Genomic DNA, 13913 nt, shown 5'->3' with positions numbered 1-13913 from the left:
CCACCGTCGTCGCCAGGATCCAGCCCAGCAGGATCATCGCCGTCGCCAGCCACTGCCAGGCCCCGCGCAGCTGCCAGAAGCCCACCTGGGCATCCCGCTGCGCGCCGGGCAGGGAGTCCTGGTCCTCACGCCGATGCTGCACCGGCAGCCCGTGTGGGGCGACAACCCCGAGCTGTTCGACCCCGCCCGCTTCACGGCCGAGGCGGAGGCCGAACGGCCGGTGCACGCCTTCAAGCCGTTCGGCACCGGCGAGCGCGCCTGCATCGGACGGCAGTTCGCGCTGCACGAGGCGACCATGCTGCTGGCCATGCTCGTCCACCGCTACCGGATGGGCGACCACGCCGACTACCGGCTCGACGTCAAGGAGACCCTCACCCTCAAGCCCGAGGGCTTCACCCTCGCCCTGACGCCGCGCACCTCCGCCGACCGCGTCCACAGCCCGCTGCCGGGAGCCGCGCCGGCCCAGGACACCGCCTCGGCCGAGCCGCAGGACCTGCCCGCCCGTGTCCGCCCCGGCACCGCCGCCCTCTTCCTGCACGGCAGCAACTACGGCACCTGCCGTGACTTCGCGGCCCGGCTCGCCGACGAGGCCGCCGCCATCGGCTGTGAGACCGAGGTGGCACCCCTCGATGCCTGCGCGGGCGGCCTGCCCACCGACCGGCCCGTCGTCATCACCGCCGCCTCCTACAACGGCCGCCCCACCGACGACGCCACCGCCTTCGCCGCCCGGCTGGAGGAGACCCACGACCTGTCGGGCGTGACGTACGCCGTCCTCGGCGTCGGCGACCGCAACTGGGCCGCCACCTACCAGCACGTCCCCACTCGCATCGACGAGCGGCTCGCCGAGTCCGGCGCCGCCCGGCTGCTGGAGCGCGCCGCCGCCGACGCCTCCGGCGACCTCACCGGCACCGTCCGCGCCTTCACCGCGTCCCTGCGCACCGCCCTGCTCGAGCGCTACGGCGACCCGGACGCCACGACCCCGGACCCCGAGCCCCAGAGCGCCTACGAGGTCCGCACCCAGACCGGCGGACCGCTGGACGCCCTCGCCGAACGGCACGGTCTCGTCCCCATGCGCGTCACCGAGGCGCGCGACCTCACCGCCCCCGGCTACGCCCGGCGCAAGCGGTTCCTGCGTGTCGCCCTGCCGGACGGCGTCACCTACCGCACGGCCGACCACCTCACCGTGCTGCCCGCCAACGCCCCGGACCTCGTCACCCGCGCCGCCACCGCGCTCGGCGCCGACCTCGACACGGTCCTGGACATCCGCGCCACCCGCCCGCGCCGCGACGGCATCGCCGTGGACCGGCCCGTGACGGTACGACAGCTGCTCACCCATCACGTGGAGTTGCAGGAGCGCCCGACCGCCGGGCAGCTGTCCGCGCTCGCCGCCGCCAACCCGTGCCCGCCGGAGCGCATGGCCCTGGCCGCCCTCACCGACGACCCGCGCACCCTCGTGGAGATCCTGGAGGACCACCCGGCCCTGCGCGGCGCCCTGGACTGGCCCCAGCTCCTCGACCTCCTCACCCCGCTGCGGCCGCGCCACTACTCCATCTCCTCCTCGCCCGCCGTCGACCCCGGACACGCGGACCTGATGGTGTCGCTGCTGGAGGCACCCGCCCGCTCCGGCAGGGGCGTCTACCGGGGCACCGGCTCCGGCCACCTCACCGCCCTCGAGCCCGGCGACACGGTGTACGCGCGCGTGCAGCCGTGCCGGGAGGCCTTCCGGATCGACGTCACCGGCGACCCGGCACCGGTCGTCATGGTCGCGGCGGGCACCGGCCTCGCCCCGTTCCGCGGCACCATCGCCGACCGTACGGCCGCCCTCACGACCGGCACCGAACTCGCCCCTGCGCTCTGCTACTTCGGCTGTGACGCCCCGGACGCGGACTTCCTGCACGCCGAGGAACTGCGCGCCGCCGAGAGTGCCGGCGCCGTGTCCCTGCGCCCCGCCTTCAGCGAGACGCCCGCGGGCGAGGTGCGGTTCGTGCAGCACCGGATCGCCGCCGAGGCCGAGGAGGTCTGGGGCCTGCTGGACTCCGGAGCGCGGGTGTACGTCTGCGGTGACGGTTCCCGGATGGCGCCCGGGGTGCGGGAGGCGTTCCGTACCCTGTTCAGGAAGCACACGCCGGGCGCCGACGAGTCGGCCGCCGAGCAGTGGCTGGACGCACTGATCGCGGACGGACGTTACATCGAGGACGTGTACGCGGCCGGCTGACCGATGCGGCAGGGGAGGGGTGGGCACACGGTGGTGGACTCCTGGGAACGGGCCCGGCACATCCTGGAGGTGGCGGGCCTGGATCCCGGCCGCCTCGCCCACCTCGCCCCCCTGACCGGCGGCACCTACAACACCGTCGAGGAGCTCCGCCTCACCGACGGCAGCCGCTACGTGCTGAAGATCCCGCCCGCCGCCGCCGTCCCCGGTCTGCGGCACGAGAAGCGGCTGCTCGTCTCGGAGGCCGAGTTCTACCGCTCGGCCGCCCGCGTCGGGGTCCCCGCGCCGCGGACGGTGTCGGCGGGGGACGACTTCCTGCTCATGACGGCCCTGCCGGGCGACCCGTGGGACGGCACGCTCACCGACCCCGAACAGACCGCCCTGCGTACGGAACTGGGACGCCAGGTGGCCCGCCTGCACGGTGTGACCGGACCCGGTCACGGCTACCCCTCCGGCGCCCTCGGCCCGCTCGCCCCCGACTGGCGGACGGCGTTCACGGCGATGTTCGACGCCGTCCTCGACGACGCCCGGCGCTACGGGGCCCCGCTGCCCCGCCCCGTCGACGCCGTGGTCCGTACTGCCGCGTCCGCGTACGGCGCCCTCGACGAGGTCACCGACCCGTGTCTCGTCCACTTCGACCTGTGGCGGGGCAACATCCTCGTCGACCGTGCGGACGGCCGGGCCCGCATCGGCGGCCTCATCGACGGGGAGCGCATGTTCTGGGGCGACCCCCTGGCCGACTTCGTCTCCCTGGCGCTGCTCGGGGACATCAGGAAGGACGAGGACTTCCTGGCCGGCTACCGGGAGGCCGGCGGCCGGGCCCGCTTCGACGCCCCCGCCCGGCTGCGACTGGCCCTGTACCGGGCGTACCTGTACCTGATCATGCTCACCGAGACGATTCCCCGCGAGGCCGGCGAGCAGCAGCGGCACTGGGTGCAGGAGACGGTCGCCCCCGAACTCGTCGCGGCTCTGGACGAGATCGAGGCGACTTCCTGAGCCGCAGCCCGGACTCCGGTTAGCTCACATCATGAAATAAGGGGTGGAGGAATGTCGCGCCCGGCCCGGCCCCGACGGTATCTTGCAGGTCGGACAGGGGACGCGAAAGGAGCCACATGGCTGCGCGGAACGGGCGCACGGTACGAGATCTCAGGCGGGCCAACCGTACGGCCGTGCTGCAGAGGCTCTACTTCGACGGCCCGCTCAGCCGCTTCGAACTCGGCCCGGCGACCGGCCTCAGCTCCGGTTCCGTCAGCAACGTCGTCGCCGACCTGGTCGCCGACGGGCTGGTCGAGGAGGCCGGCAGCGTCGACTCCGACGGCGGCCGCCCCCGCACCCTGCTGCGCGTCGCACCCGGCAGCGGCCACATGATCGGGGTAGACGTCGGCGAGACGCGGGTCCGGGTCGAACTCTTCGATCTCACCCTCACCGAACTCGCCCGCGCCGAGCACCCGCTCACGCCGCAGCGCTACGAGGTGGAGGCCATCGTCGGCCACATCCGCCAGGGCATCACCGAGGTGCTGGACACCGCCGGTCTCGCGCCCGAACGGCTCCTCGGCGTCGGCATCGGCGTCCCCGGCATCGTCGAGCGCACCGCGGACCGCGGCGCGCTCGTCCACGGCCAGACCATCGGCTGGGACGCCGTCCCGCTGGAGGCCCTGCTCCGCGCCGGTTCCCCACCGCCGGACACCGTCCCGTACTTCATCGACAACGGCGCCAAGACGCTGGGCCAGGCCGAGATGTGGTTCGGCGCCGGACGCGGCGCCCACAACGCCGTCGTGGTGCTGTTCGGTTCCGGCGTCGGCGCCAGTCTCGTCACCCCGGACGTGGACCAGGGCCGCGCGGTCGAGTGGGGGCACCTGACCGTACGGGTCCGGGGCCGCCGCTGCCGGTGCGGGGCGCTCGGCTGCCTGGAGGCGTACGCGGGCGCCGAGTCGCTGCTGGCCCGCTGGCGGGAGTCGGGCGGCCGGGTCCCGGACGGCGCCGACGAGGAGACCGCCCTCACGGCGATGCTCGCCGCGGCCCACCCGCCCGAGGGCGGTGCGCCCGACCCCGTCGCGCTGGCCGTCCTGGAGGAGACCGCCGAATACCTCGGGGCGGGCCTGTCCGACCTGATCAACCTCTTCCAGCCCGAGCGCATCCTCATCGGCGGCTGGGCAGGCCTGGCGCTCGGCTCGCGCTTCCTGCCCGCGGTACGCCGTCACGCCATGTCGTACGCGCTGCGGCACCCGGCCGGGAAGGTGACCGTCGACCTCGGCCGGCTCGGGCCCGACGCGGTCACCGTCGGCGCCGCGATCCTGCCGCTCGCCGACTTCTTCGCACGCGGCGGACGGCGCCCCGACCCGGCACCGGAGTATCCGCTCCCGGCCTGGCGCACGGCACTTCAGGAGCGGATCCCGCGCTGAGGTTTCGCCGATCACCGCGGAGGTACTCGCGTGGCGCCCGGACCACAGAAGGGAGCACGCCGTGACCGACCACCGCCTCGAAGGACCCGGCGAGAACGGTGAGCCCATCCCGCGGGACATGCCGGACCAGCAGGCCGACGACGGCGAGGACCCGTGGGAGGTCGCCCCGCGCTTCACGGGAACCGGCGAGCGCGAGAACGCCGAGCGGCAGAGCGACGACGAGACCGACGAGCCCACCGGCGACGTCCCCGACACGGACGAGGCGGGGACGGGCCGGCAGGGAGCACCGCACTCGGGAACGGTTCACCCCGAGCATCCGGTGCCGGACGAGCCCTCCGCCTGAGGAGGGCATCCCACCGGGGGCCGCAGCCGGCTGTGGGGGTCGGCTGCGGCCCCCGGGCATGTCCAGGGCCGCCCGCCCGGGCAGGGGTCGGCGTGTCCGTCGTGCACAGGTCGCAGGGTCGCAAGGTCCAGAGCCGCTCGCCCGGTCGGAAACGGCTCGCCCACGGCTCGCGGGGATCAGCCCACCTTGCGTCCCCGCAGCGGCTCCGTCGGCGCCCCCGCCCCCTGCTGGAAGCCCAGCAGAAACTCCTCCAGCACCTCGGGAGCCGTGTGCTCCGGCCGCCAGCCGAGTTCCGTGTGCGCCCGTGCGCAGTCCATGAGCGGCAGCCGCAGCACCGCGTCGAACAGGTGCGGGGAGGCGGGCAGCAGATGCAGGCCCCAGGCGGCGGCGATCGCCGACCGGGCCGCGCCGCGCGGCAGCCGCACCGGGCGTGCGTCGAACATCTCGCCCAGCAGCCGCGCGTCGACGGGCGGGTCGGCCGCCAGGTTGAAGGCGCCCCGGACGTCGGAGCGCAGCGCCAGCCGGTACGCGTGCGCCGCGTCGTCGGTGTGCAGCGCCTGCACCCGCAGCCCCGGGATGTCCGGCAGGAACGGCAGCAGCTCCGGGCGGGCCAGCGGGCCGGGCAGGAACCGGCCGCCGAAGATGCGGCGCTGCTCGCTCGCGGACTCCCGCTGGAAGAGGAAGGCGGGCCGCATCCGCACCACCCGCGTCCCCGGGTGGTCACGCTCGAAGGTGTCCAGCGCCCGTTCCAGGTAGGCCTTCTCCCGGCAGTACGCGGCGTCCGGCCAGCCGTGCGTCGGCCACGACTCGTCCACCGTCTCGTCCTTGGGGCCGGGCGAGTACGCGCCGACCGACGACGCGTGCACCAGGACCGGGACGCCCGCCTCGGCCACCGCCTCGAAGACCCGCATGCTGCCGAGCACGTTCGTGCGCCAGGTCGCCGCCGGGTCGTGCGTCGGCTGGAACGCCCAGGCCAGATGGACCACCGCGTCGGCGTCCGTGAACCGCTCCACCAGGTCGGACCGCTCCGAGGCCAGATCGACGGCGGCCCAGTTGGTCTTCGGCGGCGACCAGTCGGGGATCCGCCGGGCCAGACCCAGCACCGACGCGACCTCCGGATCCTCCGACAGCAGGCGCACCACGCTCGTGCCGACGTTGCCGGTGGCGCCCGTGACGACGACCCTCATGCCCGTTCCGCTGCTCACTTCGTGCTCCTCTCGGCCGCCTGGTTCCACGAGAGGTGACCGAGTACCCGGGAGGCACGGATTGCACGTGGGGAGAGGAAAGCCCCGGCCGGACGGGGGAATCACGGCCGGGGCGGCCAGCGGCTCGGGGTCCTGTCCGGACCCACGCCTCGTTCAACGGACAACCACCTGGGGGTGTGTCACTGCCCCTCGTCGTCCGGGAGGGCCTCCACCCAGAGGTTCTCCGCCTGGAGCAGCAGCGTGCCCAGGACGGCGGTGTGGGCTGCCCCCTCCCCGGCGTGCCGGCGCAGTCCGTCCTGCAACTCCTCGTGCAGCTCACGCATGGCCTTCTCGGTCTCCTCGCCCGGCCGGGCGGTCACACTGCCGTCGAGCAGACTGTCGGCCTCCGCGCACAGGGCGTCCCCGATCAGCTCCAGCAGACGGGCGTACGAGCGCAGGGCCGGGCCCTCGGGCGGGGCGGGAGTGCGCTTGTCGTCCACGGACACCGCGAGCGCCCGGGTCAGCGTGGCGACGTGCCCGGTGACCCTGCCGAGCCGCTCGTCCTCGTCCACCGCGGGCAGGACACCCTCGTGCGGCACCCGGTGCAGGGCGCGCAGCGGGGCATAGGTCAGACGCAGGCTCTCCTGGCTCCACCGGCGCGCCGAGCGCAGTGCCTTCAGGCGGTGGTCCAAGCGGTTCGAGGCACTGACCCAGCCGGCGGCGGTCTGCGCGTCCCACCCGCCCTCGCGCAGATCACCGGCGATGGTGTGCAGCACCTCTCCCGACTCCCGGGCGAGCGCCGCCAGGTTCATCCGTACGTCCCGCAAGTGGATCGGCGGCAGGACGAACGCGTTGACGGCGACGCCGATGACAGCGCCGATCGCCGCCTGCTCCACCCGGTGCCCGACGGCGGACAGGCTCACCATGCCCGAGGAGATGGTGAACAGGGCCGTGGTCGCCGCGTAGATGCCCTGGTCGCCGAAGCGGGGCCAGTTCGCGAGCAGCATCAGCACCGGTACGGACAGGGCGAGCGCGCCGGTCGTGTCGTCGGTGATCGCCTGCGCCGCGGAGGCCACCAGCGTGCCGACGCAGATGGCCCCGAACTGCCGCGCCCCCTGCACCAGGGAGCTGAAGACCGTGGCCTGCACCAGCACCAGCGCCACCCAGGGCGCCATCAGCGCCAGCGGGTCACCCATCCAGACGCCGCCCACCAGCCAGGCGAGCACGGCCGCCCCTGCGGCCTTCAGCGACTGGACGACCAGGTCCCGCTCCCGCCCGGGCCCGCGCCAGGCCGACCGCACGGCCTCCCAGGCCGACCGTGAATCCCGCCGCACGGCATCCAACGGACGCACGCTCCGCGTTCTCCGCTGCAGAGCCTCGAGCCGTCCCTCAGCCGTGGGTGCTCCCTGGGGCTGCGCGTTCGAGGCCGCCCCCGTGTCTTCGTTCATGTCCCTCCGCCCGCGCAAGGCTCCCGCCCTCCGCCGTACCACACTCGTCACACGCGTCATGCGCTGCGAGTATCCGCCTTACCGGCGGTTTCACGTCGCTTCATGACAGCGGGCTGTCACCGAGGGCCGACAGCAGGTGCGCGGGATCGGCGTAGACAGCGTCAGCGCCGGACTCCGCCAGGTCGGCGCGCGGGATGCCGCCGCACAGGACACCCACACAGCGCACCCCGGCCCCGCTGCCCGCCCGCATGTCCCACACGGTGTCACCGACGAACACCGCACGCTCCGGCGGCACCCCGGCCAGCTCCAGGGCGTGCTCGACCGGCTCGGGGGAGGGCTTGCCCTCGTCGACGTCGTCGGCGCTCGCGGTGGCGGCGATGGCCTCGTCCGCGTCGATCGCCCGGCGCAGCGCGCTCAGCTCCGCGCCGCCCGCCGAAGTGGCCAGCACCACCGTCCAGCCGTCCCGGTGCAGCCGCCGCAGCAACGCTCCGGCGTCCGGCAGCGCGGGCAGCCGGTCGAAGTACTGCCCGTACAGCGCCTTGTGACCGGCACTGATGTCGGCGTCCTGGTCCGGGTCCCGGTCGTCGCCCAGTAGATGGGCGACCAGGTCCGTCGACGGCAGGCCCACGGCCCGGTGGATGGCGTGCATCGGCACTTGGTGGCCCGCCTGCCGGAACGCCTCCCACCAGGTCACGACATGCAGATGGTTGGTGTCGACCAGCGTGCCGTCGACGTCGAACACAGCCGCCCGTTGCGCGCGTCCCATACGTGCAGTCCCTTTCTCTCCGGCCGAGCGGGTACCACGTCAGCCGCCCGCCACGCCGGACGGCACCCGCCGCTCACGGGTCCAGGCCAGCAGTTCGTCGAGGGACCACGTGGTCACCACCCGCTCGGGCGGCACCCCGCACTCCTCCGCCCGTGCGCACCCGTTGATCTGCCAGTCCAGCTGCCCCGGCGCGTGCGCGTCGGTGTCGATGGAGAACAGCACCCCCGCGTCCACGGCCCGGCGCAGCAGCCGCCGCGGCGGGTCCAGCCGCTCCGGCCTGCTGTTGATCTCCAGGGCCGTGCCCGTCTCCGCGAGCGCCGCGAACACCTCGTCCGCGTCGAACTCCGACTCCGGCCGCCCCCGCCCGGTCACCAGCCGCCCCGTGCAGTGTCCGAGCACGTCCGCGTGCGGATCGCGTACGGCGGCCACCATCCGCCGGGTCATCGACCGGGCGTCCATGCGCAGCTTGGAGTGCACCGACACCACCACCACATCGAGCCGGTCCAGCAGCTCCGGCTCCTGGTCGAGCGAGCCGTCCTCGAGGATGTCGCACTCGATGCCGGTCAGCAGCCGGAACGGTGCCCAGGTCTCGTTCAGCTCCGCCACCACGTCCAGCTGCTCCCGCAGCCGCTCGGGCGACAGCCCGCGAGCCACCGTCAGCCGCGGCGAGTGATCGGTCAGCGCCGCCCACTCATGGCCCAGGTCCGCGGCGGCCCGGCCCATCTCCTCGATCGGACTGCCGCCGTCCGACCAGTCGGAGTGCAGATGGCAGTCCCCGCGCAGCAGCGCCCGCAGCTTCTCCCCGCCCCGCACGGCAGGCTGTTCCTCCGCCTCGCGCTCCAGCTTGTCCAGATAGCCGGGGACCTCGCCGGCCAGCGCCTCCCGCACCACCTGGGCGGTCTTCGGGCCGACGCCCTTGAGCTTCTCCAGCGAGCCGTCCGCCGTCCGCCGGCGCACCTCGTCCCCGCCCAGGTCCTTCAGTACGCGGGCCGCCGTACGGAAGGCGCGCACGCGGTAGGTCGGTGCCAGGGACCGCTCCAGCAGGAAGGCGATCCGGTCCAGTGCCTCGACGGGATCCATCGCCACCTCCACCTCAAGGGTTGCCCAGTGCCCGGCGGGCCGCACGACGGCGGCCGGTTTGCCCGGTATCCCGCCGGGTACTGCGATGCCTCGCCCCCACCCCTCGACGAGGAGACCCGCCATGTCCGGTCCCACCGCGCCCACCAGCAAAGTCGCCGTGATCACCGGCGCCGACTCCGGCATCGGCCGCGCCACCGCGGTCCACCTGGCGCAGGCGGGCATGGACGTCGGCATCACGTATCACACCGACCGCAAGGGGGCGCAGGAGACGGCCGACGAGGTGCGTGCGCACGGGCAGCGGGCCGAGGTCGCCCGGATGGACCTCACCCGGCTGCCCGAAGCCGCCGACACCGTCGACGAGCTGTGCGAGCGGCTGGGCCGCATCGACGTACTGGTCAACAACGCCGGCACCGGCACCATGACGCCCTTCCTGGACCTGGAACTGTCCGACGTGCGCGAGGTCCTCGACGTGGATCTCGTGGGGCCCTTCCTGTGCGGGCAGAAGGCGGCCCGGCACATGATCGGGCACGGCGAGGGCGGCCGGATCATCAACGTCACGTCCGTCCACGAGCACCAGCCGCGGGTGGGCGCCGCCCCCTACTGCGCGGCCAAGGGCGGTCTCGGGCTGCTCACCCAGGTCATGGCACTCGAACTGGCCGAGCACCGCATCACCGTCAACGCCGTGGCCCCGGGCGAGATCTCCACGCCCATGACCGGCCAGGAGGACACCGACCCGCACACCGAGAGCCGCCCGGGCATCCCGCTCGGCCGGCCCGGTGACGCCCGGGAGGTCGCCGCGGTCATCGCCTTCCTCGCCGGTCCGGACGCCTCGTACGTCACCGGCGCGTCCTGGAGCGTCGACGGCGGCATGCTGCGGATGGGCCCGCAGGCCGGGTCCCACCTGACCGGCCACGACTGGCGCCGCCCCTGAGCGGCCGGTCGGTCCGGCCGGCGCCCTGGACCCGCGCCGGCGCCGGTTGCGTTCTAGGCTCGATGCATGACCGAAAGCGCGAGCCCGTACATATCGCACCCGCGGATCCTGGTGCTCGGGGTACAGCCCGGCACACCGCCGTTCCGGATCGTGCAGATCGACGGGCAGGTGGTCGGGGAGGCCCGGGCCGTCACCGACGTGCTGGCGGCGGCGGCCGCGTTCGGCATCCCCGTGCACGACATGGACGATCCGGACGTGGTCCGCTGGGTGGGCGGAGACAAGTTCACCTGGACCGTGCATTAGTGCCGCACGCGGCGCGTGCCGCTAGACCTTGCCGGCCGACGGCTTCTGCTCCGCCCGGGCCGGGCGGGGCCTGCGTGCGTGGACGGCCCTGCTGAGGCGGCGCCCCAGGAGCAGGTAACCGATGAGCGCGCCCGTCGTGTTGAGGATGACATCGTCGATGTCGAAGGCGCGGCCGGTGACGAGGGCCCCCTGGGCGAACTCCACCATGAGCATCACGATCGCGGTGAGGAACAGCACGCGCAGGACACCGCGGGTGCGGGGGGCGACCACGGGCACCAGGACTCCGAAGGGAATGCCGAGCAGGATGTTGCCGCCGATCTGCTTGAACGCGTCCCGCAGTTCGGGCTGGTCGAGATAGGCCTTCAGGGAGCTGCCCGGTTGCAGATTGCTGTGGGTCAGCGCCTCCGAGGCGGGCGAGGGCTGCAGCGTCAGCCGGGCCAGCACCACGGCGAAGGCGACCATGAACGTGAACGCGCACAGCATCGCCAGAAGCCGGACGGGCCACGGGAGCGGGCGTCGCTCGCTCCCGGGCCCGGTGGTCCGGGGACGTGAGGCAGCACTGGCCATGAGGGGTCCTCCACTCTTCAATCTCCCTGCGTGACAAGGCGGTTACCCCCGGGCGCCCCGACGATGCCGTGGGGGCTCGTTCCGGGCCACGGTCCCGGGCGGTGTCACCCGGGACCGTTCCCACCCTCGGTTGCCCCGCGTTGCGCACGGGCACTCCCCATGGCGTGGCTCCCGATGAGCGCGACGCCGCCGGGCGCACCGGCCCTGCCCCGGCGCCCCGGTGGCCGGTCAGCTCCCGTACGAGACGCGCACCTCCTTGAAGCCGAGGGAGCGCAGCAGGCCTTCGAGCATGCCGGTGGTGTTCGACTCGGCGCGTGCGGTCAGCTCGCTCTCCTTCGCCGCGTCGCCGATGTGCCGCACCGCGAGCTTCTGCACGGCCTGCTCTCCGTTGGGGTTGTCCGAGAAGAGGTCGCCGAGGCGGTCGAAGAGACCGCGTTGCTTGGAGACCGCGTAGGAGCGCTCGGGGTCGAGGGCGGGCTTGCCCAGTTGCGCGTGGGGCAGCCGGAGCGTGGCGGACGTGCGGTCGCCGTTGACCTGCACGTCGTTCTCGCCGACCTTGCCCAGGTCGACGTAGGCGTCGACGGTGCCCGCGCCGACGTACAGGGTGCGGGTGCCGCGGATCGCGTCGGGCAGGAGCTTGGCGTCCTTCTCCAGGTCCACGACGACCTGGAAGTTGCCGGAGGCGGCGTCGTAGCGGCTGATGTCCTGGATGGACTTCAGCAGCGCGGGGCCGGACCGGTCCTGGGTCTCGGTGCCGAACAGGTCCTTCAGGCCCGGGATCACGCTCAGCCGGAGCCCGGCGAAGAACACGACGAGCAGCAGCACGAGCGCGGTCATCACCTTCGCCCAGCCGGGCATGCGCCCGGGGAGGCGCTTGACGGGAGTCGTCATGCGACGGCCCTCCTTCCTACTGACCGGATGCCCGCCACGCCCCCTGCCAGACCGCCGAGTTCAGGAGGGGCGACCCCGGCGGAAGCACGCGGGGCGCATACCCGTCACGGGCGGGACGTCGCCTCCGGCTGCTCCAGCGCCGCGTCCAGCGTCGGCTGCGGAGGCAGCAGCCGGGACATGCCGGTGATCCGCAGGACGCGCAGCGTCAGCGGATGCGCGCAGACGAGGAGCACCTGGCCGCGCCGCTCGAGCACCCGGCTGCGGGCGCGGTACAGCAGCCGCAGTCCGGAACAGTCGAAGAAGTCGATCCCGCTGAGGTCGATGACGACCCTGGCGGCCGGGCGGTCCGTCTCCCGGTCCAGGTGCGGTGCGATCTCCGAGGCCGCGGCGAGATCGATCTCGCCGCGGAACTCCAGCACCGTGTGCCCCCGTTCGCGGCGCACGCGCAGATGCCGGGTGAGCGGTGCAGGTTCCTGCCGCACGACGAGATCGCCTCCAGCCTGCTCCGTGCGTGGGGAGGGGCTACGGCCTCAACACCGTTCCCCGCCCTGCAAGTTACCCTCCAACGAGTGAATTTGAGCATGTTCGATTGACATATGTCTTTGAATTCCCTCCGAGTTGGCCGAGGTTCGCGCCGGGTTCGTGCCGAGGTTCGCGCCGGGGCGCGCGCGGGTGTGATTCCGGGGCGCGTCAAGAAGGCCCGGCGGGGCTACGACAGGGCGTGCCAGGCTCGGGTCAGCGCTTGGCGGAACTGCTCGGTCTGATGCGCGGTGAGCTCGCGCACCATCCGCTCCTCCAGCTCCCGGACGGGTCCGGCGTGCCGGGCGAGCAGCTCTCGGCCGGAATCGGTGAGCAGGATCAGCAGCTCCCGGCGGTTGCGGGGGTTGCGCTCCCGGCGTACCAGCCCGCGCCCCTCCAGGGATCGGACCAGGTCCGCGATGGACTGGGCGGTGACGAAGGAGTCACGCGCCAGCTGGGCCGCGGACAGTCCGTCGTGCCGCTCCAGCACGGTCAGTGCGGTGTACTGGAGAGCGGTGATCCCGGAGGGTCTGACCAGCTCGTCCAGGCGGGAGCGCACGACGAGCTCCACCTGCTTGACCATGTAGAGCAGGGAAGGGGGCGCCTTGGTCACCTGTGCGTCCAGCATGAAGGCAGGCTAGAGCATTGACAGGATTCCTGTCTCTCATGAGACTGCGAGCACAGACAGGAAACCTGTTTGTTGAAACTTGGTAAGACGTGGCGACGATGCTGAGGAGTGGCGATGACCACCTTCGAGAGCACACCCGGGCAACTGTTCATCGGGGGCCGATGGCGCGAGGCCGCCGACGGGGCGCGCACCGAGGTGATCGACCCGTCCCGGGGCACGGTCGTCACCACCGTCGCCGAGGCGGGCCCCGCCGACGTCGACGCGGCCGTACGCGCCGCCCGCGAAGCCTTCGACGACGGCGCGTGGTCCGGCCTGAGCGGCCGCGAGCGGGGCCGGGTGCTGCAGCGCGTCGCGCAGCTGATCCGGGAGAACGCCGACGAGCTCGCGGCGCTGGAGAGCCTGGACGTCGGCAAGCCGATCACGCTGTGCGGCGCGGTCGACGTCACCAACGCGGCCAACGACTACGAGTACTACGCCCACCTCGCCCAGAGCCAGGACGGCGCCCTGCGCGACCTCCCCATGAACGCACTCGCCTACACCAAGCGCGAGCCCCTCGGCGTGGTCGCCGCGATCACCCCGTTCAACTTCCCCCTGATCCTGGCCGGTTCGAAGCTCGCCCCGGCGCTGGCCGCCGGCAAC

14 protein-coding genes and 1 pseudogene are annotated in these 13913 nt (G+C 73.3%); 7 read left to right on the top strand and 8 right to left on the bottom strand.

The genetic code is table 11. The features are described 5' to 3' along the window. Window positions 1-91 precede the first annotated feature (91 nt). The 4 genes and pseudogenes from ABT116_RS31525 to ABT116_RS31510 form a co-directional block, all read left to right on the top strand. Window positions 92-2215: pseudogene (locus ABT116_RS31525) on the top strand (cytochrome P450); the annotation flags it as partial. 30 nt (window positions 2216-2245) lie between these two features. After that, window positions 2246-3208, top strand: coding sequence for a phosphotransferase family protein (locus ABT116_RS31520; protein WP_351640799.1), 963 nt, complete (start codon window positions 2246-2248; stop codon window positions 3206-3208). Between the two features lie 116 nt (window positions 3209-3324). After that, window positions 3325-4614 (top strand): ROK family transcriptional regulator, encoded by a 1290-nt coding sequence (locus ABT116_RS31515; RefSeq protein WP_351640797.1) that lies wholly within the window; start codon window positions 3325-3327, stop codon window positions 4612-4614. Between the two features lie 61 nt (window positions 4615-4675). Further along, complete coding sequence (locus tag ABT116_RS31510; protein ID WP_351640796.1) at window positions 4676-4957, top strand: hypothetical protein; 282 nt, start codon at window positions 4676-4678, stop codon at window positions 4955-4957. 176 nt (window positions 4958-5133) lie between these two features. Here the strand turns inward: ABT116_RS31510 and ABT116_RS31505 are convergent, their stop codons facing one another. The 4 genes from ABT116_RS31505 to ABT116_RS31490 form a co-directional block, all read right to left on the bottom strand. Further along, window positions 5134-6162 carry an SDR family oxidoreductase gene (locus ABT116_RS31505; RefSeq protein WP_351640794.1) on the bottom strand — a complete coding sequence of 343 codons (1029 nt, stop codon included), beginning with the start codon at window positions 6160-6162 and terminating at the stop codon, window positions 5134-5136. A gap of 179 nt (window positions 6163-6341) precedes the next feature. Beyond that, a complete protein-coding gene (locus ABT116_RS31500) occupies window positions 6342-7484 on the bottom strand; it encodes an FUSC family protein (RefSeq protein ID WP_502983967.1) in 1143 nt (380 codons plus the stop codon). Between the two features lie 205 nt (window positions 7485-7689). Then, entirely contained in the window at window positions 7690-8355 is a 666-nt protein-coding gene (locus tag ABT116_RS31495; RefSeq protein ID WP_351640791.1) for an HAD family hydrolase, read from the bottom strand. Between the two features lie 39 nt (window positions 8356-8394). Continuing rightward, the gene (locus ABT116_RS31490) at window positions 8395-9435 is read right to left on the bottom strand and encodes a PHP domain-containing protein (protein ID WP_351640801.1); all 1041 of its coding nucleotides are present in this window, start codon (window positions 9433-9435) and stop codon (window positions 8395-8397) included. A gap of 121 nt (window positions 9436-9556) precedes the next feature. Here ABT116_RS31490 and ABT116_RS31485 point away from each other — a divergent pair, with 121 nt between their 5' ends. Together ABT116_RS31485 and ABT116_RS31480 are read left to right on the top strand one after the other, a co-directional pair. After that, window positions 9557-10366 carry an SDR family oxidoreductase gene (locus ABT116_RS31485; protein ID WP_351640789.1) on the top strand — a complete coding sequence of 270 codons (810 nt, stop codon included), beginning with the start codon at window positions 9557-9559 and terminating at the stop codon, window positions 10364-10366. Between the two features lie 66 nt (window positions 10367-10432). Beyond that, the gene (locus tag ABT116_RS31480; RefSeq protein ID WP_104784418.1) at window positions 10433-10669 is read left to right on the top strand and encodes a hypothetical protein; all 237 of its coding nucleotides are present in this window, start codon (window positions 10433-10435) and stop codon (window positions 10667-10669) included. Between the two features lie 21 nt (window positions 10670-10690). Here ABT116_RS31480 and ABT116_RS31475 read toward each other — a convergent pair whose 3' ends face one another. From ABT116_RS31475 to ABT116_RS31460, 4 genes are all read right to left on the bottom strand, one after another. Further along, a complete protein-coding gene (locus ABT116_RS31475) occupies window positions 10691-11236 on the bottom strand; it encodes a VanZ family protein (RefSeq protein WP_351640786.1) in 546 nt (181 codons plus the stop codon). A 228-nt stretch (window positions 11237-11464) separates the two neighbouring features. Continuing rightward, window positions 11465-12127 carry a DUF4230 domain-containing protein gene (locus tag ABT116_RS31470; RefSeq protein ID WP_351640783.1) on the bottom strand — a complete coding sequence of 221 codons (663 nt, stop codon included), beginning with the start codon at window positions 12125-12127 and terminating at the stop codon, window positions 11465-11467. A 104-nt stretch (window positions 12128-12231) separates the two neighbouring features. Beyond that, on the bottom strand, window positions 12232-12609 hold the full coding sequence (locus ABT116_RS31465) for an anti-sigma factor antagonist (protein ID WP_351640780.1): 378 nt from the start codon (window positions 12607-12609) through the stop codon (window positions 12232-12234). Window positions 12610-12836: 227 nt separating this feature from the next. Beyond that, window positions 12837-13274, bottom strand: coding sequence for a MarR family winged helix-turn-helix transcriptional regulator (locus ABT116_RS31460; RefSeq protein ID WP_351640779.1), 438 nt, complete (start codon window positions 13272-13274; stop codon window positions 12837-12839). 114 nt (window positions 13275-13388) lie between these two features. On the opposite strand from ABT116_RS31460, the gene ABT116_RS31455 reads away from it, so the two are divergent. Further along, window positions 13389-13913, top strand: a 525-nt coding sequence (locus ABT116_RS31455; RefSeq protein ID WP_351640776.1) for an aldehyde dehydrogenase family protein, incomplete at its 3' end; no start/stop codon positions are given.

It is taken from the genome of Streptomyces sp. NPDC002130, assembly GCF_040296465.1.
Lineage (GTDB): Bacteria > Actinomycetota > Actinomycetes > Streptomycetales > Streptomycetaceae > Streptomyces.
The sequence above is the reverse complement of the archived record's forward strand: the minus strand, read 5'-3'. Positions and strand labels throughout refer to the sequence as shown.